The sequence below is a fragment of the Pseudomonas sp. FW305-7 genome (assembly GCF_058786735.1).
In genome coordinates, this window is record NZ_JBYSZA010000033.1 from 36,865 (window position 1) to 62,750 (window position 25,886).

Annotated in this window: 24 protein-coding genes; 8 read left to right on the plus strand and 16 right to left on the minus strand. The window is 60.3% G+C overall.

Translation table 11 applies throughout. The features are described from left to right. Positions 1-145: 145 nt before the first annotated feature. Positions 146-1,342, plus strand: coding sequence for a multidrug effflux MFS transporter (locus tag AC3WMT_RS27115; RefSeq protein ID WP_103306274.1), 1,197 nt, complete (start codon positions 146-148; stop codon positions 1,340-1,342). A gap of 6 nt (positions 1,343-1,348) precedes the next feature. On the opposite strand, the gene AC3WMT_RS27120 is transcribed toward AC3WMT_RS27115, so the two are convergent. The 3 genes from AC3WMT_RS27120 to AC3WMT_RS27130 all read right to left on the minus strand — a co-directional run bounded on the left by AC3WMT_RS27120 (position 1,349) and on the right by AC3WMT_RS27130 (position 3,015). Then, positions 1,349-1,522 (minus strand): hypothetical protein, encoded by a 174-nt coding sequence (locus AC3WMT_RS27120; RefSeq protein ID WP_177431451.1) that lies wholly within the window; start codon positions 1,520-1,522, stop codon positions 1,349-1,351. Positions 1,523-1,675: 153 nt separating this feature from the next. Further along, a complete protein-coding gene (locus tag AC3WMT_RS27125) occupies positions 1,676-2,689 on the minus strand; it encodes a zinc-binding alcohol dehydrogenase family protein (protein WP_103306273.1) in 1,014 nt (337 codons plus the stop codon). A gap of 32 nt (positions 2,690-2,721) precedes the next feature. Continuing rightward, positions 2,722-3,015 carry a putative quinol monooxygenase gene (locus AC3WMT_RS27130; RefSeq protein WP_103306272.1) on the minus strand — a complete coding sequence of 98 codons (294 nt, stop codon included), beginning with the start codon at positions 3,013-3,015 and terminating at the stop codon, positions 2,722-2,724. Between the two features lie 120 nt (positions 3,016-3,135). Between AC3WMT_RS27130 and vimR the strand changes: the two genes are divergently transcribed. From vimR to AC3WMT_RS27145, 3 genes are all read left to right on the plus strand, one after another. Continuing rightward, positions 3,136-4,065 carry a transcription regulator VimR gene (vimR, locus tag AC3WMT_RS27135; RefSeq protein ID WP_103306271.1) on the plus strand — a complete coding sequence of 310 codons (930 nt, stop codon included), beginning with the start codon at positions 3,136-3,138 and terminating at the stop codon, positions 4,063-4,065. Positions 4,066-4,382: 317 nt separating this feature from the next. Next, the gene (locus AC3WMT_RS27140; RefSeq protein WP_103306270.1) at positions 4,383-5,114 is read left to right on the plus strand and encodes an ArsR/SmtB family transcription factor; all 732 of its coding nucleotides are present in this window, start codon (positions 4,383-4,385) and stop codon (positions 5,112-5,114) included. 141 nt (positions 5,115-5,255) lie between these two features. Beyond that, on the plus strand, positions 5,256-6,626 hold the full coding sequence (locus tag AC3WMT_RS27145; protein ID WP_103306269.1) for an MFS transporter: 1,371 nt from the start codon (positions 5,256-5,258) through the stop codon (positions 6,624-6,626). Positions 6,627-6,755: 129 nt separating this feature from the next. Here AC3WMT_RS27145 and AC3WMT_RS27150 read toward each other — a convergent pair whose 3' ends face one another. The 3 genes from AC3WMT_RS27150 to AC3WMT_RS27160 all read right to left on the minus strand — a co-directional run bounded on the left by AC3WMT_RS27150 (position 6,756) and on the right by AC3WMT_RS27160 (position 9,988). After that, positions 6,756-7,709, minus strand: coding sequence for an adenosine deaminase (locus AC3WMT_RS27150; RefSeq protein WP_103306268.1), 954 nt, complete (start codon positions 7,707-7,709; stop codon positions 6,756-6,758). An 80-nt stretch (positions 7,710-7,789) separates the two neighbouring features. After that, entirely contained in the window at positions 7,790-8,755 is a 966-nt protein-coding gene (locus tag AC3WMT_RS27155; protein ID WP_103306267.1) for an isopenicillin N synthase family dioxygenase, read from the minus strand. 159 nt (positions 8,756-8,914) lie between these two features. Then, a complete protein-coding gene (locus AC3WMT_RS27160; RefSeq protein WP_103306266.1) occupies positions 8,915-9,988 on the minus strand; it encodes a BMP family ABC transporter substrate-binding protein in 1,074 nt (357 codons plus the stop codon). Positions 9,989-10,275: 287 nt separating this feature from the next. Between AC3WMT_RS27160 and AC3WMT_RS27165 the strand changes: the two genes are divergently transcribed. Continuing rightward, positions 10,276-11,367, plus strand: coding sequence for a calcium:cation antiporter (locus tag AC3WMT_RS27165; RefSeq protein WP_103306265.1), 1,092 nt, complete (start codon positions 10,276-10,278; stop codon positions 11,365-11,367). A gap of 133 nt (positions 11,368-11,500) precedes the next feature. Here the strand turns inward: AC3WMT_RS27165 and AC3WMT_RS27170 are convergent, their stop codons facing one another. The 3 genes from AC3WMT_RS27170 to AC3WMT_RS27180 all read right to left on the minus strand — a co-directional run bounded on the left by AC3WMT_RS27170 (position 11,501) and on the right by AC3WMT_RS27180 (position 14,173). Beyond that, positions 11,501-12,859: an 8-oxoguanine deaminase gene (locus AC3WMT_RS27170; RefSeq protein WP_103306264.1), complete on the minus strand. Its 1,359-nt coding sequence runs from the start codon at positions 12,857-12,859 to the stop codon at positions 11,501-11,503. Between the two features lie 252 nt (positions 12,860-13,111). Beyond that, positions 13,112-13,798, minus strand: a complete 687-nt coding sequence (locus tag AC3WMT_RS27175) for an SDR family oxidoreductase (RefSeq protein WP_103306263.1) — start codon at positions 13,796-13,798, stop codon at positions 13,112-13,114. A gap of 24 nt (positions 13,799-13,822) precedes the next feature. Next, positions 13,823-14,173 (minus strand): MerR family transcriptional regulator, encoded by a 351-nt coding sequence (locus AC3WMT_RS27180; protein ID WP_103306262.1) that lies wholly within the window; start codon positions 14,171-14,173, stop codon positions 13,823-13,825. 83 nt (positions 14,174-14,256) lie between these two features. On the opposite strand from AC3WMT_RS27180, the gene AC3WMT_RS27185 reads away from it, so the two are divergent. Beyond that, complete coding sequence (locus tag AC3WMT_RS27185) at positions 14,257-14,679, plus strand: hypothetical protein (RefSeq protein ID WP_103306306.1); 423 nt, start codon at positions 14,257-14,259, stop codon at positions 14,677-14,679. A 73-nt stretch (positions 14,680-14,752) separates the two neighbouring features. Here AC3WMT_RS27185 and AC3WMT_RS27190 read toward each other — a convergent pair whose 3' ends face one another. The 7 genes from AC3WMT_RS27190 to AC3WMT_RS27220 all read right to left on the minus strand — a co-directional run bounded on the left by AC3WMT_RS27190 (position 14,753) and on the right by AC3WMT_RS27220 (position 22,657). After that, positions 14,753-15,679: an ABC transporter permease gene (locus AC3WMT_RS27190; RefSeq protein WP_103306261.1), complete on the minus strand. Its 927-nt coding sequence runs from the start codon at positions 15,677-15,679 to the stop codon at positions 14,753-14,755. Then, positions 15,679-16,785 carry an ABC transporter permease gene (locus AC3WMT_RS27195; RefSeq protein WP_103306260.1) on the minus strand — a complete coding sequence of 369 codons (1,107 nt, stop codon included), beginning with the start codon at positions 16,783-16,785 and terminating at the stop codon, positions 15,679-15,681. Before AC3WMT_RS27195 ends, AC3WMT_RS27190 begins: the two co-directional genes overlap by 1 nt. Positions 16,786-16,799: 14 nt before the next feature. Beyond that, positions 16,800-18,347, minus strand: coding sequence for an ABC transporter ATP-binding protein (locus tag AC3WMT_RS27200; RefSeq protein WP_103306259.1), 1,548 nt, complete (start codon positions 18,345-18,347; stop codon positions 16,800-16,802). A 551-nt stretch (positions 18,348-18,898) separates the two neighbouring features. Continuing rightward, on the minus strand, positions 18,899-19,480 hold the full coding sequence (locus tag AC3WMT_RS27205) for an IMPACT family protein (protein WP_103306258.1): 582 nt from the start codon (positions 19,478-19,480) through the stop codon (positions 18,899-18,901). 7 nt (positions 19,481-19,487) lie between these two features. After that, positions 19,488-20,138: a TetR/AcrR family transcriptional regulator gene (locus AC3WMT_RS27210; protein ID WP_103306257.1), complete on the minus strand. Its 651-nt coding sequence runs from the start codon at positions 20,136-20,138 to the stop codon at positions 19,488-19,490. Between the two features lie 88 nt (positions 20,139-20,226). Beyond that, the gene (locus tag AC3WMT_RS27215) at positions 20,227-21,615 is read right to left on the minus strand and encodes a uracil-xanthine permease family protein (RefSeq protein ID WP_103306256.1); all 1,389 of its coding nucleotides are present in this window, start codon (positions 21,613-21,615) and stop codon (positions 20,227-20,229) included. A 121-nt stretch (positions 21,616-21,736) separates the two neighbouring features. After that, a complete protein-coding gene (locus tag AC3WMT_RS27220; RefSeq protein WP_103306255.1) occupies positions 21,737-22,657 on the minus strand; it encodes a LysR family transcriptional regulator in 921 nt (306 codons plus the stop codon). A gap of 138 nt (positions 22,658-22,795) precedes the next feature. On the opposite strand from AC3WMT_RS27220, the gene aptA reads away from it, so the two are divergent. Then, entirely contained in the window at positions 22,796-24,145 is a 1,350-nt protein-coding gene (gene aptA, locus AC3WMT_RS27225; RefSeq protein ID WP_103306254.1) for an omega-aminotransferase AptA, read from the plus strand. 76 nt (positions 24,146-24,221) lie between these two features. After that, positions 24,222-25,715 (plus strand): CoA-acylating methylmalonate-semialdehyde dehydrogenase, encoded by a 1,494-nt coding sequence (locus AC3WMT_RS27230; RefSeq protein ID WP_103306253.1) that lies wholly within the window; start codon positions 24,222-24,224, stop codon positions 25,713-25,715. The last annotated feature ends 171 nt before the right edge of the window (positions 25,716-25,886 follow it).

Here is a 25,886-nt window from a genome sequence, read left to right on the forward strand (position 1 = left end):
GGATATAAATCGGGGCCGCTGCGCGCCCCAGCGGGAGCAAGTTGTGGTTTGTCAGATTTTTAATTGTTAGCGAGCTATCGGAATGTTCAAGGCGTTCGGGCGCGGCTAGACTGTCGGGCTGCCGACTTGCCAACCTGGATGCCTGATGAACTTCCGTACCATTCTGATTCTCGGTGCCTTGACTGCCTTCGGGCCGTTGGCCATCGACTTTTATCTGCCTGCCTTTCCGTCCATGGCGCTGGCGTTCGGCACCGACGAAAAACACGTGCAGATGACCCTGGCGGCGTATTTCCTCGGTTTGTCCATGGGGCAGCTGTTGTATGGCCCGGTCGCGGATCGCTTCGGGCGACGGATTCCGCTGCTCACCGGTCTGGCGCTGTTCACGCTGGCCTCTCTGGCCTGTGCCTATGCGCCGAACCTGGAATGGCTGATCGGCGCACGCTTCGTGCAAGCGCTGGGCGGCTGTGCGGGCATGGTGATTGCGCGGGCGGTGGTCAGCGACAAATGCGATGCGGTGGGTTCGGCGAAAGTCTTCTCGCAGTTGATGCTGGTGATGGGCCTGGCACCGATTCTGGCGCCTATGCTCGGCGGGCTGCTGGTCAACACCACAGGCTGGCAGTCGATCTTCCTGGTGCTGACCGGTTTCAGTGCGTTGGCGGGGCTCGCCGTTGCACTTGGCTTGCCGGAAAGCATGCCAGCGCATATGCCACGCCAACCATTGTCCGGCGCGTTGCGCCAATACGGGCGCTTGTTCAAGGATAAAGTCTTTCTTGGCCACGCCCTCACCGGCGGCATTGCCGTCGCCGGGATGTTTTCCTACATCGCCGGTTCACCTTTCGTCTTCATCAAACTCTATGGCGTGCCGGCCGAGCATTTCGGCTGGCTGTTCGGCACCAACGCGGCAGGTTTCATTCTGGTGGCGCAGGTCAATGCACGGCTGTTGGCCAAGCGCGGTCCGGCGTTTCTGCTGGCGCGTGCGGTGTGGGTGTATCTGTTGGCGGGGCTGACACTGCTGGCGGTCAGCGCGCTTCATACCGAAGCGTTGTGGCCGTTACTGATTCCGTTGTTCATCTGCATCGCCAGCCTCGGCTGCATCCTGCCCAACGCTGCGGCCTGCGCAATGAACGGCCAGGGGGCGCGGGCCGGCAGTGCGTCGGCGCTGATGGGCTGTCTGCAGTTCAGCGTGGCTTCCGGTGCTGCTTCGCTGGTGGGGATTCTGCACGACGGCAGCGCCATGCCGATGGCCATGGTCATCAGCCTGTGCGGTCTGCTGGTGGTATGCGTCGCGATGCTCACCCGGCGTTTGCAGAATGCCCGGGCGCTGGCGCAAGCGGCTGTCTGAGCAGACTCAGCCGGCGGCGCGCTGCTGGCTGCGGTCGGGAATCTGATGGGGCGCGCAAATTCGCGCTTCGAGGGTGCGAGTGAAGGCCAGGGCCTCGGCTTCACTGCGGAATGTCACGGCGTGTTGATCGAGTCGAACCTGCCATTGAGACTTTGCCACTTCTTTTATCAGGATCTTCATTGCTGACCTCCCTTGCGTAAAAGATGTATCGCAGAGGCTTCGATTCTAGTCCTGAATACGATCGCAATTGTGACAAAGGTCAAGCATCTGACTGACGGCAAAAAAACACCGCAGCCCGGGCAGGAACTGCCGCAGGCTGCGATCTTTTGATCTTCAGAAATGTTCTAAAACAATTTTCCCTTTGGCTTTACCGCTTTCGAGCAATTCGTGCGCCCGGCGTAGGTTGGCGGCATTAATCGTGCCGAAATGCTCGCCGACCGTGGTCTTCAAGGTCCCGGCATCGATCAGCTCGGCCACGCGGTTGAGCAGATGGTGCTGCTCGATCATGTCTGGCGTCTCGAACAGCGAGCGGGTGTACATGAATTCCCAATGCAGCGACAGGCTCTTGCGCTTGAGCTTGCTCACGTCCAGTGACTTCGGATCGTCGATCAGCGCCAGTTTGCCTTGTGGCGCCAGGGCTTCGACCAGTTGATCCAAATGCTGATCGGTCTGGGTCAGGCTGGCGACGTGGGTTACGTTGGCGAGCCCCGCGCGTTTCAGCTCTTCACTCAGCGGCTGACTGTGATCGATCACCAGATCCGCACCCAGTTCGCTGACCCAGTCGCGAGTCTGCGCCCGGGAGGCGGTGCCGATCACCTTGAGACCGGTCAATTGTTTTGCCAGTTGGGTGAGGATCGAGCCGACACCACCGGCTGCGCCGACGATCAGCAGGCTCTGACCTTCGTCGGTCTGGCCTTCGCGGATTTGCAGGCGTTCGAATAGTAGCTCCCACGCAGTGATCGCGGTCAGCGGCAGGGCGGCGGCTTCGGCGAAACCGAGGGACTTGGGCATATGGCCGACGATTCGCTCATCGACGACGTGCAGTTCGCTGTTGCCGCCAGCACGGGCGATGGAACCTGCGTAAAAGACTTTATCCCCAGCCTTGAACAGCGTCACTTCGCTGCCGACGGCTTTGACCACACCGGCCACGTCCCAGCCCAGCACCTTCGCTGCGCCGGCTTCAGGCGCCACGTTCTGGCGCACCTTGGTGTCGACCGGATTGACCGAGATGGCTTTGACTTCCACCAGCAGATCGCGCGGGCCGGCGACCGGCTCCGGCAGTTCGATGTCTTGCAGGGAATCGGCGTCGCTGATGGGCAGGGAAGCGTAATAGGCAATGGCTTTCATGGTGGGCTCCGTACAAGTAAGGGAAGAAGGGCTCAGGCGATGCTGCCCAGACGTTTCAATTCGAAGTGTTCGATGCACTGCCCGGCAGTGGCCTGGAAGTTTTGAAAATGCGCGCTGGCGTTGTGCGCTTGCAGAATCGCTTCACTGGCCCAGTGTTCGATCACGTAGAAAACCCGTGGGTCGGCCAGGTCGCGGTGCAAGTCGTACTGACTGCAACCGTCCTCGGCACGGCTCGGTTCAACCAGTGCGCGCAACGCGTGTTCGAGAGTGTCCTGTTGGCCGGGTTTGGCGATCAGGGTGGCAATGGCGGTGAATGGCTGGGACATGTTCGGCTCCACAGAAGCGGGATGAATTCGATGGAGCAGATGATTGGCTATTTCTCCCCGAGATAAAACCGGCTAAAAGAGCAGTCTCTTTCAATATTTTTTTGATAATCGAGGCTGTAAATGCTGCGTTTCGATGACTTGCAGTTATTTGTCCGGGCGGCGGATCTGGGCAGCCTGTCGGCGGCGGCGCGGGTGATGGACATGTCCGCTGCGGTGGCCAGTGCGGCGTTGAAACGCATAGAGCAGCAACTCGGCGCGCGTTTGCTGGCCCGTTCGACGCGCAGTCTGCGGCTGACCGCGGAAGGCGAAGGCTTCCTCGAATACGCCCGGGCGGCATTGAGTCAGCTGGACGAAGGCCGGCGCCTGCTGGCCAGTGGGCAGGATCAGGTCAGCGGGATCTTGCAACTGTCGGCACCGTCGGATTTTGGCCGCAACCTGCTGTTGCCGTGGCTCGACGAGTTTCAGCGCGAGCACCCGAAGCTGACCGTGCGCCTGTTGCTCGGCGACCGCATTGCCGACCTGTTCCGCCAGCCGGTGGACATTGCCCTGCGCTATGGCGAGCCGGAAGACTCCAGCCTGATCGCCTTGCCCATCGCCCCGCACAACCGCCGTGTGCTTTGCGCCTCGCCAGCCTATCTGGCGCGGCACGGTGAGCCGCGCCAGCTCGAACAACTGGCGCAGCACAATTGCCTGTTGTACATGCTCGGCAGCCGGGTTCATGACCACTGGAGCTTTCACGACGGCAAGCGCGAAGTCGGCTTGACGGTCAGTGGCGACCGCTTCAGCGATGATGCCGACGTGGTGCGGCTGTGGGCGCTGGCCGGGGCGGGAATCGCCTACAAATCCTGGCTCGACGTGGGCGCCGATGTGCTCGCCGGACGCCTCAAAGTGCTGTTGCCAGAGCTGCAATGTGAGCGCGCTCCGCTGAATCTGTTGTGCGCCCATCGCGCACAATTGAGTAAGCCGGTGAACCTGTTAAGGGAAATGCTCGCCAGCCGATGCGCTGATTTGAGTAGTCAATTTCCCGTTTTCCCAAAAGTTGATCATTAGTCGCAGGTAAATAGAGAAATTTCTGTCAGGAACAATCACCACCCGTGCAGGCTGCGAGGCGGGACGGAGCGTGCATCCCGCTTATACTAGCGCCCGCCTCATGCCAGTACCGAAACCCGGCCCGAACGCCGTCAATGCCGAGTTGCCCCTGTTTAATTGCGGGGTTCGCTGCGGTGGCGGGTTCTGCGCCGAAGCATGTTGCGTCAATGGCCTGCCTTGCCCCGGCTCAGGGCGTTTTTCGCGTCTTGGCCGCCGACCCATTACTGGTCAAGATGTCTCCGAGCAGTAGACGATACGATTCCACAGGGAGTGAATACATGGAACATGCACCTTGCATCAGCCAGATCGCCACGTTGCTGGCCGACCCCAAGCGCAGCGCGATGATGTGGGCGTTGATGGATGGCTCGGCCCGGCAGACCGAGGAGCTTGCGCTACTGGCAGGGCTGTCGCCGTCATCGGCCAGTGCGCATCTGGCACGGCTGGCCACCGGCGGTCTGTTGAAGGTCGAAGTCCGTGGTCGCAAACGGTTTTTCCGCCTCTCGGCGCCGGAGGTGGGGGCCGCGATAGAAGCACTGGCCAGCGCCACCATCGCCAGTGCTCCGCGGGAAATCGCCGAGGTGTTCAAGCGCACCACCCCTATGGCCAAACCTCAGTCGGCGCCGTCGTCGCTGTTGCGTGCACGCTTTTGCGATGACCACCTGGGGGGCACGCTGGCCGCCGATCTGTATCAGCGACTGCTCGACGCCGGCTGGATTGAACAGCTCGAACAGCGCGTAGTGGTGACCCACAAAGGTGCGAAGCAACTGGCCGGGCGCGGGGTGTTCATCCAGGCGCTGGCCCATCGCAACGTTCAAGTGGCCTGTGCATGCCCCGACTGGAGCGAGCGACGTCCGCACATGGGCGGCTCACTCGGCGCGGCGTTGTTGCAGTTATTCATGCAGTCCGGTTGGCTGACCCTGCCCAATGATTCACGAGCCCTGCAACTGACGGCCGCCGGCCAGCGCGAGCTGCATCGATTCGCCAAGGAAACCGAGCTGGAAATGGCGTAACAGGCGCTGCGCAAGCGTCGCCTGTTACGGCATCAGTCCTGCTGGCGTCGTCTACGGTTGCGAACAGGTCGCATCCAGCACGAACGCCAAGGCACTATCGCGCACACTCGATCCGGGGATATTTCGGATGGGGGAGGCGATATGGATACTCAAGGCTTCAGCGCGGCAGAACGCCTGGAACGACTGCCGATCAGCGGTTATCACCGGATCATTTTCATCATCATCGCGCTGGCGTTTTTCTTCGACTCCATGGACCTGGCGATGATGACGTTCCTGCTCGGCTCGATCAAAGCCGAGTTCGGCCTGAGCAGCGCACAGGCAGGATTGCTCGCCAGTTCGAGCTTCTTCGGCATGGTGCTCGGTGCGTCGCTGTCCGGCATGCTCGCGGACCGCTTCGGGCGCAAACCGGTGTTTCAGTGGAGCATCGTCCTGTGGGGCGTGGCCAGTTACCTGTGCTCGACGGCGCAAACGGTCGAGGCGCTGACGCTGTTTCGAATTCTGCTGGGGATTGGCATGGGCATGGAGTTTCCCATTGCGCAGTCGATGCTCTCGGAGTTGATCCCGGCTCAGCGGCGTGGGCGTTATATCGCGTTGATGGATGGCTTCTGGCCGCTGGGTTTTGTTGCTGCCGGTGTGCTGTCGTACTTCCTGTTGCCGGTGATTGGCTGGCGCGACATCTTTCTGGTGTTGGCGGTGCCGGCGGTGTTCGTGTTGGCGATCCGTTTTTTCATCCCCGAATCACCGCGCTGGCTGGAACAGGCCGGGCGGCAGGAGGCGGCGGACAAGGTCCTCGACGGCATCGAACAGCGCGTACGCGCATCGCTCGGCGCTACCACGTTGCCCGCGCCGGTGCGGTTGCCCCGCACCGTGACGCCACCGGGCCATTTCTTCTCGGCGCTCAAGCAGATCTGGTCGCCACAGTATCGCCAGCGCACAACGATGATCTGGAGCCTGTGGTTCTTTGCGTTGCTGGGTTTTTACGGGCTGACGTCGTGGTTGAGTGCGTTGCTGCAACAGTCGGGCTTCGCCGTGACTCAGTCGGTGTATTACACGGTGCTGATTTCGCTGGGCGGGATTCCCGGATTTTTAATGGCGGCGTGGCTGGTCGAGCGTTGGGGGCGCAAACCGGTGTGCATCGTCACCTTGCTCGGCGGCGGGGTGATGGCGTTTCTCTACGGGCAGAGCGCGGTGTTCGGCGGCAACGTTGCCCTGTTGATCGGCACGGGGCTGCTGATGCAGTTCTTCCTGTTCGGCATGTGGGCGGTGCTCTACACCTACACGCCAGAGTTGTATCCGACCTCGGCACGGGCGACGGGCTCGGGATTCGCCTCGGCGATAGGCCGTGTGGGTTCGCTGCTCGGGCCGTTGGTGACCGGGCTGGTGTTCCCGATTACCGGGCAGGGTGGGGTATTTGCGCTGGGGGCGCTGTGCTTTGCGATAGCGGCGGGGGTGGTGTGGCTGTTCGGGATGGAGACGCGGGGCAAGACGCTGGAAGAGCTGACTGAGCGCTAGATTTCCAGCTAAACATAACTCCTGTGGGAGCGGGCTTGCCCGCGATGGCGGACCGTCAATCAACATTGATGTTGGAACTGATGGCCTCATCGCGGGCAAGCCCGCTCCCACAGTTTTTCGTATTGCTCTTTATGGTTTTACCAACCGCGCATCCAGGCTGTTCTGCGCCAGGCGCTTGGCCTGATCCTGAGTCATGCCCAGGTGTTCGTGCAGCGCATAAAAGTTCTCGGTGACGTAGCCGCCGAAGTACGCCGGGTCATCGGAATTCACCGTGACCTTCACACCACGTTCGAGCATGTCGAGAATGTTGTGCTGCGACATGTGATCGAACACGCAGAGTTTGGTGTTCGACAGCGGGCACACGGTCAGCGGGATTTGCTCGTCGATAATCCGCTGCATCAGACGCTCGTCTTCGATGGCGCGCACGCCATGGTCGATGCGCTGGATTTTCAGCAGGTCGATGGCTTCCCAGATGTACTCCGGCGGGCCTTCTTCACCGGCGTGAGCGACGGTCAGGAAGCCTTCGTGACGAGCGCGATCGAACACACGCTGGAACTTGCTCGGCGGGTGGCCCATCTCGGAACTGTCGAGGCCGACGGCAACAAATGCGTCACGGAACGGCAGCGCCTGATCGAGGGCTTTCTGTGCTTCGTCTTCGCTGAGGTGGCGCAGGAAACTCAGGATCAAACCGCTGGTGATGCCCAGTTGCTGCTCGCCATCCTTCAGTGCGGCGGCGATGCCGTTGAGCACCACTTCGAACGGGATGCCACGGTCGGTGTGGGTCTGCGGATCGAAGAACGGTTCGGTGTGAATCACGTTCTGTTCTTTGCAGCGCAGCAGGTAAGCCCAGGTCAGGTCGTAGAAATCCTGCGAGGTGCGCAGCACGTCGGCGCCCTGGTAATACAGGTCGAGGAATTCCTGCAGGTTGTTGAAGGCGTAGGCCTTGCGCAGGGTTTCGACGTCGTTCCACGGCAGGGCGATCTTGTTGCGTTCGGCCAGGGCGAACAGCAGCTCGGGCTCCAGCGAGCCTTCCAGGTGCAGGTGCAGTTCAGCCTTGGGCAAGGCGTTGAGCCAGTCGTACATATTCTTTTCTCATCAGGTGCAATGACGGCATTCTACAGATGCTCGCCGAAACAATTGGCAAAACCTGACCAAGCGATCCATCACACCGCCTCTTGTTCGCGTCGGTAGGCGTAGGTATCGGCGAAGCGCGACAGCAGGAATTCGGCGCAGGTGGTGGTCGGATATTTCGCCGGATGCTGTGCGTCCTGGCAACCGGGCAGGCATTCGATGCGCGTGTCCGGGTGTGGCTCGGCGAAGAACGGCATCGAGTAGCGATCCACCCCGAGCGGGCTGATCACTCGGTGCGGTGTCGAGCGATAACGGTCGTTGCTCCAGCGCGCCATCATGTCGCCGAGGTTGACCACGAAGGTGCCGTCGATGGGGGGCGCGTCGATCCATTCGCCCCGCACATTCTTCACCTGCAAGCCCCCGGCGCTGTCTTGATACAGCAGGGTGATGCAGCCGTAATCGGTGTGCGCGCCGGCGCCTTGCTGCTCAGCGGAACTGGCGGTGTGGCGGGGCGGGTAGTGGATCATGCGCAGCACGGAGACGGGATCGACGAAGCGGCTGTCGAAGAAGTCGCGCTCAATGTTCAAGGCAATCGTCATGGCGTGGAGCAACGTCTGCGCGAGGGCCTGCATATCGAGGTAGTGCTGTTCCATCAGCGCTTCCCAACCCGGTTGCGCGGGATGGCGGTTCGGTCCGCGCAAGGGTTTTTCCGCCAGCACCTCGGGATGGTTGGCCGGCAGGTGCAGACCCATGTCGAAGGTTTCTTTGAGGTCGCTGGGTTTGCTCGGGTCGAGTTGCTCCGTGGCGACGGCGCCGTAGCCTCGGTGGTGGCGAGTCTGGGTGATGTCGATCTTGAGTTTGTCGGCGACGGGCAGGGCGAAGAAACGTTGCGCGTGATCCAGCAGATCGTCGATGCGCTGGGCGGAGATCGGATGGCCCTTGATGTAGAAGAAGCCCCATTCGCGGCAGGCTCGGTCGATTTGCGCGGCGACGGCGGGCCAGGCGTTCTGGTCGTCGCTGTAGAGCGGGCTGATGTCGATGATCGGAAGCTGATCCATACAATTGTCCTGAAGAAACGTTAACTTGAGAACACTGAAAAACCCTGTGGGAGCTGGCTTGCCAGCGATGAGGCCATCACATTCAACATCATTGTTGCCTGTCAGACCGTCATCGCTGGCAAGCCAGCTCCCACAGGGTCGGTGTTTTTTTCGAGGGGATTACTTCGGCATCTCGGCCTTCATGCCTTCCACGTAATAGTTCATCGACGCCAGCTCCGCATTGGTCGCGCTTACACCTGCCGGAATTTTCTCGACCCCGGCCTGATCCTTGATCGGCCCGGTAAATGGCTGCAACGCGCCGCTCTTGATGTCGGCGATGATCTGCTCGGCCTCGGCTTTCACCGGTGCCGGCACCAGATCGCTGATCGGCAATTCAACTGTGCCTTCTTTCAACCCGCCCCAGTAATCCTGAGGTTTCCAGGTGTGGGCGATCACGCTTTGCGTCGCCTGGATGTAATGCGGCGCCCAGTCATTGACGATCGAGGTCAGCACCGCTTTCGGGCCGAAGTGCGCCATGTCCGAGGCGTAACCCACGGCGTACACGCCACGACGCTCGGCCGCTTGAATCGGCGCCGGGCTGTCGGTGTGCTGGAACACCACGTCGACGCCCTGATCGATCAGCGCATTCGCGGCATCGGCCTCTTTGCCCGGATCGAACCAGGAATTGACCCACACCACTTTGATCTCGGTGCCCGGGTTGTATTTGTTCAGGGCCAGTTGAATGGCGTTGATGTCGCGGATCACTTCCGGGATCGGGAACGAGGCGACGTAGCCGATCTTTTTGGTCTTGGTCATTTTCGCGGCGAGGAAGCCACCGACGTAGCGGCCCTCATACGTGCGCGCCAGATAGGTGCCGAGGTTTTTGTCCTGCTTGTAGCCGGTAGCGTGTTCGAAAGTCACCTTGGGAAACTGCTTGGCAACTTTCACGGTCGGGTTCATGTAGCCGAAAGAGGTGGTGAAGATCAGGTCGTACTTGTCCTTGGCCATGTTGCGGATCACCCGCTCGGCGTCGGCGCCCTCGGCGACGTTTTCCACGTAGTTGGTGGTGATCTGATTGCCGAGTTTCTCCGCGAGTGCCTTGCGCCCCTGCTCATGCTGATACGTCCAGCCGTGGTCGCCGATCGGGCCGATATAGACGAAACCAACCTTCAGCGGATCGGCAGCGCTGGCGCTCAGGCTGATCCCCAGACCGATGGCGGCGCACAGCAGTTTGTGCAGCGGACGTATTTGCATGAATTGGAGCTCCATTTTGTTGTGTGTGCTCCGGGCCAATGCAAATTGCTGACCAACAGGACAACAAACCTTCCGAAACTGCGTAACGGCCATCGCGAGCAGGCTCACTCCTACATTTGGAACGCGTTCCCCTGTAGGAGTGGGCCTGCTCGCGATAACGCCCTCAAGGCCAATAAAAGTGCACTTGGCAAAGTCTCGCTATCAGTTGGTGCGCTAAGGTGTAACGAAACGTTAGCGCCGCCCCGCAGTCAGTAGCTCATTCGACTCTCTTGGCAAAAAGGCCCGCCATGTTCTCAATCCTCAAGCAAGAAAGCTTTCTGCTACTGGCGGTCATTGCCGCGTGCGTCGCCTATCCGCTGGAGCACTGGATGCTGCACAGCGGCCAGATCGTTGCGCTGGTCTCTGGCTTGGTGCTGATCGCCTTCATCGTCGCCGCGTCGATGCGCGTCGCCCATCACGCCGAACTGCTCGCGGAAAAGGTCGGCGATCCCTACGGCACGATGATCCTGACCCTCGCCGCGGTGCTGGTGGAAGTGGTGATCCTGGCGATCATGATGAGCAACGAGGCATCGGCGACGCTGGTGCGCGACACGATCTATTCGGCGGTGATGCTCGACATCAACGGCATCCTCGGCCTCGCCGCATTGATGGGTGGGATCAAGCACGGCGAGCAGTCCTACAACGACGACTCGGCACGCAGCTACAGCGTGATGATCCTCACCGCCATGGGCGTGTCGATGGTGGTGCCGGAGTTTATTCCCGAGGCGAACTGGAAGATTTATTCAGCGTTCACCATCGGTGCGATGGTGGTGCTTTATGCGTTATTCCTGCGCATGCAGGTCGGCCCGCACAGTTACTTTTTCAGTTACAGCTACCCGGACAAACGCCGCAAGAAAGAGCCGGTGGAGGAGGAACCGAAACCGCTCAGCCTGGGCTGGTCGATCAGCATTCTGGTGTTCGGTGTCGTGGTGATCGGCGCACTCGCCGAAGTGATGTCCAAAACCCTCGATCTGGGCCTGGAAGGCACGGGCGCACCGCCGGTGATTACGGCGATTCTGGTGGCGGCGATTTCCGCAGCGCCGGAGATTCTGACCGCATTGCGTGCGGCGCTGGCCAACCGCATGCAGTCGGTGGTCAACATTGCGATGGGGGCGTCACTGTCGACGGTGATTTTGACCGTGCCGGTGATGGAGGCGATGGCGCTGTATACCGGCCAGCCGTTTCAGATGGCGATGACGCCGGTGCAGACAGTGATGATCTTCATTACCTTGATCGTCAGCGCGATCAATCTGAACGACGGCGAGACCAATGCCATTGAAGGCATGACGCATTTTGTGTTGTTTGCGACGTTCATCATGCTGTCGCTGCTGGGTCTCTGATAGCCACATTGATCGTTCCCACGCTCCGCGTGGGAATGCCGCCATGGACGCTCTGCGTACGCTGCTGGGACGCGGAGCGTCCCGAGATGCATTCCCACGCAGAGCGTGGGAACGATCAGATGGGGAGGGGGAATCAGGTACCGGCGATCAACTGGCGAGCCGCCTGGCTGTGATCGGCAATCAGGCCTTTGAGATCCAGTCCTTCAACCTGGCCATCAATCACCCGCCACATGCCGCCAATCATCACCCGATCGGCACGGTCCGCACCGCACAGCAGTAATGCCGAAATCGGATCATGGCTACCCGAGAACCGCAGCTCATCGAGCTTGAACAGCGCCAGATCCGCCTGCTTGCCCACCGCCAGTTCGCCGATGTCGGTACGGCCCAACAGGCTCGCCGAGCCCTTGGTGGCCCAGCCGAGTACGCGCTCCGGGGTGATCTTCTCGGCGCCATAACGCAGGCGCTGGATGTACAGCGCCTGACGCGCTTCAAGGATCATGTTCGAGGCATCGTTGGACGCCGAACCATCCACGCCCAGACCAAACAGCGCGCCAGCGTCGGTCAGATCGATACTCGGGCAAATGCCGGAGGCCAGACGCATGTTCGAACTCGGGCAATGGCAGATACCGGTGCCGGCTTGGCCGAGGCGGGCGATTTCGTCCGGGTTGAAGTGGATGCCGTGAGCCAGCCAGGTGCGCGGGCCGAGCCAGCCGACGCTGTCCAGATAATCCACGGTGCGCAGGCCGAAACGCTGCAGGCAGAAGTCTTCTTCGTCGAGGGTTTCAGCGAGGTGCGTGTGCAGGCGCACGTCCAGTTTGTTCGCGAGTTCGGCGCTGGCCGACATGATTTCCGGGGTCACCGAGAACGGTGAGCATGGCGCCAGGGCGATCTGGATTTGCGCGCCATCGCCACGCTCGTGGTACTCGTGAATCAGGCGCTGACTGTCGTCGAGAATCACCTGACCTTCCTGCACGGTCTGCTGCGGTGGCAGGCCGCCGTCCTTCTCGCCGAGGCTCATCGAGCCACGAGTGAGCATGGCGCGCATACCCAGTTCGCGCACGGTTTCGACTTGCACGTCGATGGCGTTTTCCAGACCGTCCGGGAACAGGTAATGGTGGTCGGCGGCGGTGGTGCAGCCGGAGAGCAGCAATTCAGCCAAAGCCACTTTAGTGGCGAGGGCAAGTTTCTCGGGTGTCAGGCGCGCCCACACCGGGTACAGGGTTTTCAGCCACGGGAACAACGGCTGATTGACCACCGGCGCCCAGGCGCGAGTCAGGGTTTGATAGAAGTGATGGTGGGTGTTGATCAGGCCCGGCAGGATCACATGCTCACGGGCATCGAACACTTCATTGCACGGCGCCGAAGGCTGTTGACCGGCAGCGAGCACTTCGACGATCACGCCGTCTTGCAGCACCAGACCGCCACGGGCATCAAGCGCGTTGGCCGTGAAAATAGCGAGGGGATTTTTTAACCAGGTACGGGTCGCGGGCATTTGCCGGCTCCTCTGAAAGTTGGGTTCAGGGTTGCCAGCTCAGTGATGCCCTGTCTGCTGATCCAGGGTCGCCGCGAAGGACGAGGTGCGCAGTTTCAAACAAATTGTTGCATCGGGCAAGCCCCACCCGACCGGACAACTCATATCCCTGTGGGAGCTGGCTTGCCAGCGATGGCGTCGGATCAGCACCTTATATGGCCACTGACACTCCGTCATCGCGGGCAAGCCCGGCTCCCACAGGATTTGGGTTGTTTACCAGGGAATGGTTTCACCCTTGTAATTCACAAAGTGATGCCCGCCCTTGCCGGTAAACGCATTCACCTGATCAATCAAACCGCGCGTGCTGGTTTCGACATCAATGTCGGCGCCTTCACCACCCATGTCGGTCTTCACCCAGCCCGGATGCAGCGACAGCACGGTGAGTTTCTGCTCGCCCAACTGGGTCACGAAACTGTTGGTCATCGAATTCAGCGCAGCCTTGCTTGCCTTGTACAGCGCCAGTTCCGGCGCATCGGGCATGGTCACGCTGCCGAGCACCGAACTCATGAACGCCAGCACGCCGCTGCCATCGCGGATCTGCCCGACAAAACGCTGGGCCAGATTGATCGGCGCCACGGCATTGGTGAAAAACAGTTGCCCGACTTCGGCCAGGGTCGCCCCGCCCGATGTTTGTATATCCGGACCTTTGACCCCGGCGTTGACGAACAGCAGGTCGAAGGTTTCGCCCTTGAGTTGCTGACTCAGGGCGATGACCGCTTGCTGATCATCCATATCCAGCTTCTCGATGCGCACCTTGCCCAGCGCTTGCAGCGCCTCGGCCTTTTGCGGATTGCGCACGGTGGCCGTCACTTGCCAGCCGTCAGCCAGCAGGGTTTTCACCAGCCCGAGGCCCAAGCCACGGGAGGCGCCGATGATCAGTGCATTTTTTGCCTGGGACATGATGGGTTCCTTGAAAGTTACGGTTCACGGATTCAATGGACACGCCTGACCGAGCCGTAGTTGCAACTCCTGACGGAGCGCGTCGAGTTCGCTCATGCGGGTTTCGATCAGTTGCAGTTTGTCGCGCAGCAACTGCGCCACGGCGTTTTCCGGATCGGGCGCTTTCCACAGCGCGGCAACACTGTTGCCGATCTCGCTGAGGGTAAAGCCCAGCCGTTGCGCAGTCTTGATGTAGAGCACCAGTTGCACAATTTCCGGTGGATAGTCGCGATAACCGTTGGCGCTGCGTTGTGCCGCGATCAATCCGCGTTGCTCGTAGAAACGCAAAGTATCGCGGCTGACGGCGCTGGCCAGGGCTAATTCACCGATGCGCATGCGGGCTCTCAAAAGGGCTATTGACCCTGGAGCATACTCCAGGCTTTACCGTGCTTGCTCCTCAAATTTCTGGAGCATGGATGATGTGGACTTCAACGCAGTATCGAAACGTGGTGCGCGGCAGTGCCTGGTATGACCTGATCGTGACGGCGGCATTTGCCACGCCGTGGAGCTTTGCCGTTGTGCATGGTTTTTTGACCGCGCTGAATCTGCCGGGTGACTTGCCGGCATTCCAGCCTGTGCATGTGCTGATGGCGAATCTGCTGGGCTCAGTTGTTTGCGTGTGGGCGGTGCTGCGGATTCGTGATCCGCAGGCGCTTTATGGACGTTATGACGCAGTGGCGCGGTTTCTGTTTGCGGCTTGGCAGGGCTATGCGCTGCTCCATGGCGCCAGTTCATTGTTGGTGATCTTCTTGTTCTTTGAACTGGCGTGGGGCGTTGCTCAGGTGTTGCCTGTTCGGGCCCCATCGCTGGCAAGCCAGCTCCCACAGGGATCTCGGATATGAATGAGATATCCGCCACACCACAAATACCTGTGGGAGCTGGCTTGCCAGCGATGGGGCCAGTGAGATCACCGCCCTAATGCCCTGATTGCCAAGGCTGCCCCAGCGACACCGGTGCATACAACCGAGTCCGAACCGCATCGCGTGACAACACCACTAACACCACAATCGTCGCCACATACGGCAGCATCGCCAACAGACTCGATGGAATCGCCAGCCCCAACCCCTGCGCCACCAGATGCAGGATGCTGGCGAGGCCGAACAGATACGCCCCGAGCAACAACCGCCACACCCGCCAACTGGCAAACACCACCAGTGCCAAGGCAATCCAGCCGCGCCCGGCGGTCATGTTTTCCGCCCACATCGGCGTATACGCCAGCGACAGATACGCCCCGGCCAACCCGGCCATCGCGCCGCCAAACAGCACCGCCAGTGTGCGCACCGTCAATACCGGCAAGCCCATCGCACTGGCCGCATCCGGGTTTTCACCAACCGCTTGAATGATCAACCCGACACGGCTTTTGATGATCACCCACGCTACCAGTGCAAACAGCGCAAACGACAGATACACCAGCAGATCCTGAGCGAACAGCATCCGCCCGATCAGCGGGATTTCACTCAAATACGGAATCGACAACGGTTCAAACCCGGCCAAGGGTTTACCGACCCACGCCGCGCCAACGAAGGTCGACAGCCCTACACCAAAAATCGTCAGCGCCAGCCCGGTCGCGACCTGATTGGCGTTGAACACCAGCGCCACCAGGGCAAACAGCGACGACAGCAACATCCCGGCAAGCATCGCCAGCAACACACCGAGCCACAGGTTGCCGCTGTTGAGGGCGACGATAAAACCGATCACCGCGCCAAACAGCATCATTCCTTCCTGGCCGAGGTTGAGCACGCCGCTCTTCTCGCAGATCAGTTCGCCCAGCGCCACCAGCAACAGCGGCGTGCCGCAACGCACCATGGCGTAGAAAATATTGCTCAACAGATCGATATCCATCACAGCGCTCCGGCGGTTACGGCGGTGGTCGAAGTACGCCGTGTCCAGCGCAGGTTCAGGCGCGGCCGATAGAGGATCAGCACGTCACAGGCGAGCAGGAAAAACAGCATCATTCCCTGAAACAACTGGGTGATCGCTTGCGGCAGATTCAGACTCATCTGCGCGCTCTCGCCACCGATGTACAGCAGCGCCATCAACAGGCTAGAGAACAGAATCCCGAGCGGATTGAGTCGCCCGAGAAACGCCACGGTAATCGCCGCATAGCCATAACCCGGCGACACCTGCGGCACCAATTGGCCGATCGGCCCAGTCACTTCGCAGACACCCGCGAGCCCGGCCAAGCCGCCACTGATCAACAGCGCCAGCCAGATCAGGCGCTTCTCGCGAAAGCCGACAAACCCTGCCGCGCGCTTGTCCAGCCCGAGCACTTTGATCTGGAAACCGACAAAACTTTTCTGCAACAACACCCACACCGCAACCAGTGCAAGCAGGGCGAAATACACCCCGGCGTGCACGCGGCCATCCTCCAGCAACAACGGCAAACGGCTGGCGTCACCGAACATCGCCGATTCGGGAAAGTTGAACCCGGCCGGGTCTTTCAGCGGCCCATGCACGCAGAACAGCAGCAGGTTCAGCGCAATGTAATTGAGCATGATGCTGGTGAGGATTTCGTTGGCGTTGAAGCGCGTGCGCAACCACGCCGTCAGCCCGGCCCACGCCGCACCGGCGAGGGTGCCGGTAAGCAGAATCAACACCAGCGCCCAACGGCTTTGCATGTCGATGATGTTCACCGCCAGGGCACTGCCGGCCAATGCGCCGAGGAGTAATTGACCTTCGGCGCCGATGTTCCAGATGCGCGCCTGATAGGCCACCGCCAGACCGAGCGCGCAGAGCAGAATCGGCAGGGCTTTGACCAGCAATTCCGAGACGCCATACACGTCGCTGACCGGCGCAATCAGCAAGGTGTACAAGGTTTGCAGCGGATCATGGCCGAGGGCGATGAACAGCAGCGAACCGCAACCGAGCGTCAGCGCCGCCGCCAGCAACGGCGAGCACCAGAGCATCAGGCGCGATTGCTGGCCACGGGGTTCGAGGGAAAGCAGCATGGTTGAAAGCTCCGTTAAACCGTGGCGTGTTTTTGCGCGACGTCAAACTGACCGGCCATCCAGCCGCCAACGTCGCTCAATAAGGTGTCTGTGGTGTTTTGCAGTGCCGACAGCCTGCCGCCGCACAACGCGCCGAGGCGGTCGCTGATCTGGAACAGTTCGTCGAGGTCTTCGGAAATCACCAGAATCGCCGCGCCGGCATCGCGCAGCGCGATCAGTGCGCGGTGGATGGTGGCGGCGGCGCCGACGTCAACGCCCCAGGTCGGGTGCGCAGCGATCAGCAGTTGCGGTTGCTGAAGGATTTCCCGGCCGAGGATGAACTTCTGCAGGTTGCCGCCGGACAGACTGCGCGCGGCGGCTTGGGGGCCCGGGGTTTTCACGCCGAAGCGCTGAATGATTGTTTCGGCGAGGGCTTCGACTTTGCCACGCTCGATCAAGCCGTTGCTGACCAGTCCTTGCTGGAAAGCGGTAAGCAGGGCGTTGTCCGCCAGACTCAATTCCGGTACCGCGCCGTGACCGAGTCGCTCGGCAGGCACGAATGCCAGGCCGAGTTTGCGTCGCGCATCGGGGCGTAAATCACCGACGCTTTTTTCGCCGAATCGAATGGTCGCAGCCTCGGCACGGGGCAGGGTTTGTTCGCCACTGAGCAGCGCGAGCAATTCATCCTGACCATTACCAGCGACCCCGGCGATGCCGACGATTTCACCGCTGCGCACTTGCAAGTCGACAGCCGTCAGCGAGCAGCCGAATGGGTCGGGGTTGTGCCAACTCAAGCCACTGACCTGCAAAAACGCCGCGCCACCGCCGACCTTCGGATAGTCGCCGATGAGTGCCGCCGCTTCGCCGACCATCAACTGCGCCAACTGTTGATCCGAGCACTCGGCCGGCGCGCAATGCCCGGCCACGCGCCCACCGCGCAATACCGTGGCGCTATGGCACAAGGCGCGCACCTCAGCGAGTTTGTGGCTGATAAACAGAATGCTGCAGCCCTCGGCGGCGAGACGGCGCAAGGTAACGAACAACTCGTCGGCTTCCTGTGGCGTCAGCACCGAAGTGGGTTCATCGAGGATCAGCAGGCGGATGTCCTGCATCAGGCAACGAATGATTTCCACCCGTTGCCGCTCGCCGATCGACAGGCTGTGGACAAGTCGCTCAGGTTCCAGCGCCATGCCGTAGCGGCGCGAGACTTCACGAATTTTCGGTTCCAGCTGCTTCGGCGTTCCGGCCTTGGCGCCCATCGCGAGCGCAATGTTTTGCGCCACGCTTAGCGTTTCGAACAGTGAAAAATGCTGGAACACCATACCGATGCCCAACTGCCGTGCCTGCGCCGGATTGCGGATAGTTACCCGTTGGCCTTGCCAGAGCATCTCCCCCGCATCGGCCTGGGTGACGCCGTAGATGATCTTCATCAGCGTGCTTTTGCCCGCGCCGTTCTCGCCGAGCAGGGCGTGGATTTCCCCGGGGGCGATGCTCAGGTCGATGGCGTCATTGGCCAGACAACCGGGGTAGCGTTTGCTGATATGGCGCAGTTGCAGGCGCGGGATTGAATCGGCGATGGGCATGGCAGGCTCGACTGGCTTGGAGTTATGCCTGTGGATAAAGCAATTTCCTGGCCATTGAGTCAGGAACCTGTGCAGTGCCTGCTCGCAAGGGCTGAACACAGAGCTTCGCAGCCGGAATCGAGCTGATTCATGGCACCAATTCGGCGCAAAGCCATTGAGCAGGCTCCAGTTTTGCCCGTCGGCCATTGATCAAAAAATGAACAAACCGGTGGGACCTATGCAATACCTGCGACTGCGCCAGCCATGAACGGGTTATCCACAGGTTGTTCCACAGTTATTGTGCGCAAGCGGAAAACCCGGGCATAAGCACTGGGGGGCTTTCTTCTAATGGTGATAAACGCGGCTAACTGGTTGTTTTTGCGTGGGATTTGCATTTCGTCTGGCGAATTGAGCGAAAAGTGAGCAAACCCCGCAAACCCGCGTGACAGAAGGGTTACAGCGGAATGTACTCAGGTTATCCACAGTCGGGTGCACAGCAGATGTGGGCAACTCGGTGGAATAAGGGATATGGGCTGTGCCCTAAAAGATCGCAGCCTTCTTTTTATCTTGCTTCACCGCTGCAAGAGAATCCGCCCACGGCTGAGATCGGCCAATTGGCTCTGCAACAAATCAATCTGCGCTTCGCCCACTGCCAACTGCAACTCCACGCCATTGGCGGTGAAATTTTCTTCCACCACCAACCCGCCGAGATCCGCCACGCGCAATTTCACCAGCGCCAATTCGGCAAACGCGCAGGCACAACGCAGCGGCACACGGCTGATCAACTCGACTTTCGCCGCCGTTTGCAGGCATTTGTTCGCGCCACCGCCGTAGGCCCGAGCCAATCCGCCGGTGCCCAGTTGAATGCCGCCATACCAGCGAATCACCAGCACCGCGACCTGATCGCAATCCTGCGCTTCAATCGCAGCCAGTATCGGTCGCCCGGCCGTGCCGCCGGGTTCACCGTCATCATTGCTGCGATATTGATCGCCGAGTTTCCACGCCCAGCAATTGTGTGAGGCGTTCAAGTCGCTGTGTTGCTCGAAGAACGCCTGCGCATCGGCGGGGCTGCCAATCGGCGTGGCGTAGGTGATAAAGCGGCTTTTGCGAATCTCTTCGCGGTACTCGCAAAAACCGCTGAGGGTGAAAGGCATAAACGTCTTAAATAGAAGGGGTGAGGCCGCAGCCTTTGAGAATGATGCGGATCAGGTTGTTGCCGGCGTCTTCCATGTCCTGCTTGGTCAACTTGCTGCGCCCGCTGACGCGGCAGATCTGCGTGGCGAAGTCGGCGTAATGCTGGGTGCTGCCCCACAACAGGAAGATCAGGTGCACCGGATCGACCGGGTCCATTTTGCCCGCATCGATCCACGCCTGAAACACCGCCGCGCGGCCCTGGAACCAGGTGCGGTAGTCCTGATTGAAATATTCGCTCAGGCATTCGCCACCGCTGATCACTTCCATCGCGAAGATGCGCGAGGCTTGCGGCTGACGGCGGGAGAATTCCATTTTTGCGCGGATGTAGCGGGTCAGCGCTTCGGCCGGATCGTCCTCGGCGGTGAGGGTGTTGAAGGTGCTGTCCCACAGCTCGATGATGTTGCTCAGCACCGCGACGTACAACCCAAGCTTGTTGGTGAAGTAGTAATGCAGGTTCGCCTTGGGCAACCCGGCATTCTGCGCGATGGTGTTCATGCTGGTGCCTTTGTACCCGTGACGGGCGAACTCGTCTTCGGCGGCTTTGAGGATGGTCTCTTCGTTCTTCTGACGAATGCGGCTGGCGGGCTTGCCGCCGTGAGCGGGGACTTCAAAGGTCATAGGCACTTCCGGGTTTGTCTGTGGGTGCAACCAATTGCGTTGATAGCGCACCCACAGGCATCCGACAAGCCCTGAAGCGATAAAACCGTTACGCCTGTTCGATCTTGTTCAGTGGTGCATGTACTTCGGCAGACCCGGTTTTGGCCTCCGGCAACAACAGGCAAAGGATGATTGCGGTCAGTCCGCCGCTGGTAATCGCTGAATCGAACAGGTTCTGCACAAGCTTTGGCAGCAAGTGCAAGAGGTTCGGTTGCGCGGCGATGCCCAGACCGACGCCGAACGACGTGGCGATGATCAGCATGCTGCGCCGATCCAGCGGCGACTGCGCGAGGATGCGTACGCCGGCAGCAGCGACGGCGCCGAACATCACCAATGTCGCGCCGCCGAGCACCGGTTTCGGAATCTGTTGCAACACCGCGCCGATCATCGGGAACAGTCCAAGGCAAAACAGGATCGCGCCGATGTACAACCCGACGTAGCGGCTGGCAACGCCGGTCAACTGGATCACGCCGTTGTTCTGCGCAAAGGTTGTGTTGGGAAAGGCGCTGAAGGTCGCGGCGATCATGCAGCTCACGCCATCACCGAGCACCCCGCCACGCAGGCGACTTATATAAGAAGGGCCGCTGATTGGTTGCCGGGCGAGCATGCAGTTGGCGGTGAGGTCGCCGACGGTTTCGATGGTGCTGATCAGATAAATCAGCGCGACGGGCAGGAAAGCCGTCCAGTCGAAGCTGAATCCGAACTTGAATGGTGTAGGAAGGCTTACCAGCGGCAAGTCGGGCAATGGCTGCGGCACCAGTTTCCCACTGAACCACGCCGCCAGGCTGCCAAGCACCAAACCGATGATGATTGCTGACAAGCGCACCCATGGCGTGTTCGAGCGGTTGAGCAGAATGATCGTCAGCAACACAAATACACCCAGCGCCAGATTGCCCGGCGCGCCGAAGTCCGGCGCATTGAAACCGCCGCCCAGATCGGTGATGCCGACCTTGATCAGACTGATGCCGATCAGCGTGATGACAATCCCGGTCACCAGTGGGGTAACCACCCGGCGCAACTGGCCAATGAAACGACTGAGGACGATCTGCACGAGCGCGCCGAAAAAGCACACGCCGAAGATCATCGCCAGAATGTCCTCCGGGCTGCCGCCACGCTGCTTGACCAGAAACCCCGCCGACAGCACCGCACCGAGAAAGGCAAAACTGGTGCCTTGTAAACAGATCATCCCGGCGCCAATGCCGAACGGCCTACGCGCCTGAATAAACGTGCCGACGCCCGAAACCATCAAGGCCATGCTGATCAGGTAGGGCAGGTGTGCGGTCAAACCGAGCGCCGAGCCGATCACCAGGGGCGGGGTGATGATGCCGACAAAACTGGCGAGCACGTGTTGCAGCGCCGCGAGGATCGCGGCGAGCGGTTTGGGGCGGTCGTTGAGGCCGTAGATCAAATCGCTGGACGGTGCGGAATCTGGCTGCATGGGCTTGGGCTTCTTGTTGATGGATCGAGATTGATCCTGCTTTGCAAAAAGCTGTCCACTTGCTCAGGTTATTGGCTGAGCGTCCCGCCAGAGCCCAATATGGCTGGGCCTTTGAAGATTTTCACCGCGTCGCCGCCAGACTCTCCAAAAAGCTTTCAAGCACCAAATGTGGGCGGCGACCCTTGCGCGTGACCGATGCGAGGCTCAGATCATAAAAACGCGTGTTCGCCTTCAGCGCACGCAAGCGCCCCTGTTGCACCCAAAGGCTGGCGTAGTGATCCGGCAAATAACCGATATAACGCCCAGTCAGAATCAGAAACGCCATGCCCTCACGGTCCGAGGCACTGGCGGTGCAGTTGAGCGCCTGGTAATGCGCCTGAATATCCGCCGGCAAACGAAACGTCGGGGCAATCGCGTCCTGACTGTTAAGGCGCTCGTCATCGAGTTGCTTGTCATCGACATAAAACAGCGGGTGCCCGACCGCGCAATACAGCAGTGAGCGCTCGCTATACAGCGGCTGATATTCCAGCCCCGACAATGCGCTGGCCTGCGGCACCACACCAACATGCAAGCGGCCATCAAGCACACCTTGTTCGACTTCGTTGGGCGCGATCATGCGGATCTGAATCTGCACATCCGGCCCGCGCTCCTTCAACTGGGCGAGGGCGTGGGTGATGCGCATGTGCGGCAGCGTGACCAGATTATCGGTCAGGCCGATGATCAACTCGCCACGCAAATGCTGGTGCAGGCCATTGACCTCGGTGCGAAAGCTTTCCAGCGCACTTAATAGCTGCAACGCCGATTGATAAACCTCGCGGCCTTCTTCGGTCAGCGAAAATCCCGCACGGCCACGCTGACACAAACGCAATCCGAGTCGTTGCTCGAGATCGCTCATCTGCTGGCTGATCGCCGAACGACCGATGCCGAGCACGGTTTCCGCCGCCGAAAACCCGCCGCACTCCACCACACTGCGAAAAATCCGCAGCAGGCGGATATCAAAGTCACTGACCTGGGCCAGCGGATCGGGGCGGCGGCTGCTCATGTTTTTATTCTCAATGTTTAGCAGGGTTCTAACTGAAGGTTAGAAGAGTTGAATTTCACCGACTTTATCGCCGTGGCAATTTAGCTGCAACAACGCTTTCCATCTCCCTGAAGCTTATGCCCTGCGAGGTTTTGCCCGATGAACATGCCTGAAAACGCACAGTCGCCACTGGCCAGCCAACTGAAGCTGGACGCGCACTGGATGCCGTACACCGCCAACCGCAACTTTCAGCGCGACCCGCGTCTGATCGTTGGCGCAGAAGGCAGCTGGCTGATCGACGACAAGGGCCGCAAGGTGTACGACTCGCTGTCGGGTCTGTGGACCTGCGGCGCCGGGCACACCCGCAAGGAAATTCAGGAAGCGGTATCGAAACAACTCGGCACGCTGGATTACTCGCCGGGCTTCCAGTACGGCCATCCGCTGTCGTTCCAACTGGCGGAGAAAATCACTGACCTGACCCCGGGCAACCTGAACCATGTGTTCTTCACCGATTCCGGTTCCGAGTGCGCCGACACCGCGGTGAAAATGGTGCGTGCCTACTGGCGCCTGAAAGGTCAGGCGACCAAAACCAAAATGATCGGCCGCGCCCGTGGCTACCACGGCGTGAACATCGCCGGCACCAGCCTCGGCGGCGTCAACGGCAACCGCAAGCTGTTTGGTCAGGCGATGATGGATGTCGATCACCTGCCGCACACCTTGCTGGCGAGCAATGCGTTCTCTCGTGGCATGCCGGAGCAGGGCGGTATCGCCCTGGCCGATGAGTTGCTGAAGCTGATCGAACTGCACGACGCGTCGAACATCGCGGCGGTGTTCGTTGAACCAATGGCCGGCTCCGCTGGCGTACTGGTTCCGCCACAGGGTTACCTGAAACGTCTGCGCGAGATCTGCGATCAGCACAACATCCTGCTGGTGTTCGACGAAGTGATCACCGGTTTCGGCCGTACCGGTTCGATGTTCGGTGCCGACAGTTTCGGTGTGACCCCGGACCTGATGTGCATCGCCAAGCAAGTCACCAACGGCGCGATCCCGATGGGCGCAGTGATTGCCAGCTCTGAGATCTACCAGACTTTCATGAATCAGCCGACCCCGGAATACGCTGTGGAATTCCCCCACGGTTACACCTACTCGGCACACCCGGTGGCATGCGCCGCTGGCCTGGCGGCACTCGACCTGCTGCAAAAGGAAAACCTGGTGCAGAGCGTGGCCGAGGTTGCACCGCATTTCGAAAACGCACTGCACGGTCTGAAAGGTTCGAAGAACGTCATCGACATCCGTAACTACGGCCTGGCCGGTGCGATCCAGATTGCCCATCGTGATGGCGACGCCATCGTACGTCCGTTCGAAGCGGGCATGGCCCTGTGGAAAGCCGGGTTCTACGTGCGCTTCGGCGGCGACACCCTGCAGTTCGGCCCAACCTTCAACAGCAAGCCGCAAGACCTCGATCGTCTGTTCGACGCGGTCGGCGAAGTGCTGAACAAGCTCGACTGATTTTTCCCTCTATATATAAGTACAAACAGCCGGCGCCCCTCGCGGGCGTCTGCGGACAAAAATTCAGGAGTTTTCGATGAGCGTTATCCCGCATTTGATCAATGGCGAACTGGTGACCGAGAACGGTCGCGCGGTTGATGTGTTCAACCCGTCCACCGGTCAGGCGATCCACAAACTGCCATTGGCGAGCCAGGCAACCATCCAGAAAGCCATTGATGCCGCCAAGGCTGCATTCCCGGCATGGCGTAATACGCCACCGGCCAAGCGTGCACAGGTGATGTTCCGCTTCAAGCAACTGCTGGAGCAGAACGAAGCGCGCATCTCGCAATTGATCAGTGAAGAACACGGCAAGACCCTGGAAGACGCCGCCGGTGAATTGAAGCGCGGTATCGAGAACGTCGAGTTCGCCTGCGCAGCTCCGGAAATCCTCAAGGGCGAGTACAGCCGTAACGTCGGTCCGAACATCGACGCATGGTCGGACTTCCAGCCGCTGGGCATTGTTGCCGGCATCACGCCGTTCAACTTCCCGGCCATGGTGCCGCTGTGGATGTACCCGCTGGCGATCGTCTGCGGCAACTGCTTCATCCTCAAACCGTCCGAGCGGGATCCAAGCTCCACTCTGCTGATCGCCCAGTTGCTGCTGGAAGCCGGTCTGCCGAAAGGCGTGATGAGTGTGGTCCATGGCGACAAGACTGCGGTAGACGCGCTGATCGAAGCGCCGGAAGTCAAAGCGCTGAGTTTCGTCGGTTCGACGCCGATTGCTGAATACATCTACGCCGAAGGCACCAAGCGCGGCAAACGTGTTCAGGCACTGGGTGGCGCGAAGAACCACGCGGTGCTGATGCCGGATGCCGACCTGGACAACGCGGTCAGCGCATTGATGGGCGCAGCGTACGGTTCCTGCGGTGAGCGCTGCATGGCAATCTCGGTTGCCGTGTGTGTCGGCGATCAGGTGGCGGATGCGCTGGTGGCCAAACTGGTCCCACAGATCAAGGCACTGAAAATCGGCGCTGGCACTTCGTGCGGTCTGGACATGGGGCCACTGGTGACTGGTCAGGCGCGAGACAAAGTCAGCGGTTACGTTGATGACGGCGTGGCAGCGGGCGCGACCCTGGTGGTCGACGGTCGTGGTCTGAGCGTGGCGGGGCATGAAGAGGGCTTCTTCCTCGGTGGCTGCCTGTTCGACAACGTCACCCCTGAGATGCGTATCTATAAAGAAGAGATTTTCGGGCCAGTGCTGTGCGTTGTCCGGGTGAACAGCCTGGAAGAGGCGATGCAGCTGATCAACGATCACGAATACGGCAACGGTACTTGCATCTTCACCCGTGACGGTGAAGCGGCGCGGCTGTTCTGCGACGAGATCGAAGTCGGCATGGTTGGCGTCAACGTGCCGTTGCCGGTGCCAGTGGCTTATCACAGCTTCGGCGGCTGGAAGCGTTCGCTGTTCGGCGATTTGCATGCCTATGGTCCGGATGGTGTGCGCTTCTATACCCGTCGCAAGGCCATCACCCAGCGCTGGCCGCAGCGTGCGAGCCATGAAGCGTCGCAGTTCGCCTTCCCTAGCTTGTAAATAGAAGGGCAGTGCACAGAAGGCCGACCTTTTAAGGTCGGCCTTCGCGTTTTCGGGCTTTTTTGACCGATGTGACAGAAATATGAAAATAGGTGTTGACGGCAGATTCCAGAGGTCTATAATTCGCCCCACTTCCGGCGCAGTCGAAACGGAAAACTCCTTGAGATTCAA

Excerpts from the sequence above, each read along its gene's own strand:
- AC3WMT_RS27115 (WP_103306274.1), top strand. The coding sequence starts at position 146 with ATGAACTTCCGTACCATTCTGATTCTCGGTGCCTTGACTGCCTTCGGG.
- AC3WMT_RS27120 (WP_177431451.1), bottom strand. The coding sequence starts at position 1,522 with ATGAAGATCCTGATAAAAGAAGTGGCAAAGTCTCAATGGCAGGTTCGA.
- AC3WMT_RS27125 (WP_103306273.1), bottom strand. The coding sequence starts at position 2,689 with ATGAAAGCCATTGCCTATTACGCTTCCCTGCCCATCAGCGACGCCGAT.
- AC3WMT_RS27130 (WP_103306272.1), bottom strand. The coding sequence starts at position 3,015 with ATGTCCCAGCCATTCACCGCCATTGCCACCCTGATCGCCAAACCCGGC.
- vimR (WP_103306271.1), top strand. The coding sequence starts at position 3,136 with ATGCTGCGTTTCGATGACTTGCAGTTATTTGTCCGGGCGGCGGATCTG.
- AC3WMT_RS27140 (WP_103306270.1), top strand. The coding sequence starts at position 4,383 with ATGGAACATGCACCTTGCATCAGCCAGATCGCCACGTTGCTGGCCGAC.
- AC3WMT_RS27145 (WP_103306269.1), top strand. The coding sequence starts at position 5,256 with ATGGATACTCAAGGCTTCAGCGCGGCAGAACGCCTGGAACGACTGCCG.
- AC3WMT_RS27150 (WP_103306268.1), bottom strand. The coding sequence starts at position 7,709 with ATGTACGACTGGCTCAACGCCTTGCCCAAGGCTGAACTGCACCTGCAC.
- AC3WMT_RS27155 (WP_103306267.1), bottom strand. The coding sequence starts at position 8,755 with ATGGATCAGCTTCCGATCATCGACATCAGCCCGCTCTACAGCGACGAC.
- AC3WMT_RS27160 (WP_103306266.1), bottom strand. The coding sequence starts at position 9,988 with ATGCAAATACGTCCGCTGCACAAACTGCTGTGCGCCGCCATCGGTCTG.
- AC3WMT_RS27165 (WP_103306265.1), top strand. The coding sequence starts at position 10,276 with ATGTTCTCAATCCTCAAGCAAGAAAGCTTTCTGCTACTGGCGGTCATT.
- AC3WMT_RS27170 (WP_103306264.1), bottom strand. The coding sequence starts at position 12,859 with ATGCCCGCGACCCGTACCTGGTTAAAAAATCCCCTCGCTATTTTCACG.
- AC3WMT_RS27175 (WP_103306263.1), bottom strand. The coding sequence starts at position 13,798 with ATGTCCCAGGCAAAAAATGCACTGATCATCGGCGCCTCCCGTGGCTTG.
- AC3WMT_RS27180 (WP_103306262.1), bottom strand. The coding sequence starts at position 14,173 with ATGCGCATCGGTGAATTAGCCCTGGCCAGCGCCGTCAGCCGCGATACT.
- AC3WMT_RS27185 (WP_103306306.1), top strand. The coding sequence starts at position 14,257 with ATGTGGACTTCAACGCAGTATCGAAACGTGGTGCGCGGCAGTGCCTGG.
- AC3WMT_RS27190 (WP_103306261.1), bottom strand. The coding sequence starts at position 15,679 with ATGGATATCGATCTGTTGAGCAATATTTTCTACGCCATGGTGCGTTGC.
- AC3WMT_RS27195 (WP_103306260.1), bottom strand. The coding sequence starts at position 16,785 with ATGCTGCTTTCCCTCGAACCCCGTGGCCAGCAATCGCGCCTGATGCTC.
- AC3WMT_RS27200 (WP_103306259.1), bottom strand. The coding sequence starts at position 18,347 with ATGCCCATCGCCGATTCAATCCCGCGCCTGCAACTGCGCCATATCAGC.
- AC3WMT_RS27205 (WP_103306258.1), bottom strand. The coding sequence starts at position 19,480 with ATGCCTTTCACCCTCAGCGGTTTTTGCGAGTACCGCGAAGAGATTCGC.
- AC3WMT_RS27210 (WP_103306257.1), bottom strand. The coding sequence starts at position 20,138 with ATGACCTTTGAAGTCCCCGCTCACGGCGGCAAGCCCGCCAGCCGCATT.
- AC3WMT_RS27215 (WP_103306256.1), bottom strand. The coding sequence starts at position 21,615 with ATGCAGCCAGATTCCGCACCGTCCAGCGATTTGATCTACGGCCTCAAC.
- AC3WMT_RS27220 (WP_103306255.1), bottom strand. The coding sequence starts at position 22,657 with ATGAGCAGCCGCCGCCCCGATCCGCTGGCCCAGGTCAGTGACTTTGAT.
- aptA (WP_103306254.1), top strand. The coding sequence starts at position 22,796 with ATGAACATGCCTGAAAACGCACAGTCGCCACTGGCCAGCCAACTGAAG.
- AC3WMT_RS27230 (WP_103306253.1), top strand. The coding sequence starts at position 24,222 with ATGAGCGTTATCCCGCATTTGATCAATGGCGAACTGGTGACCGAGAAC.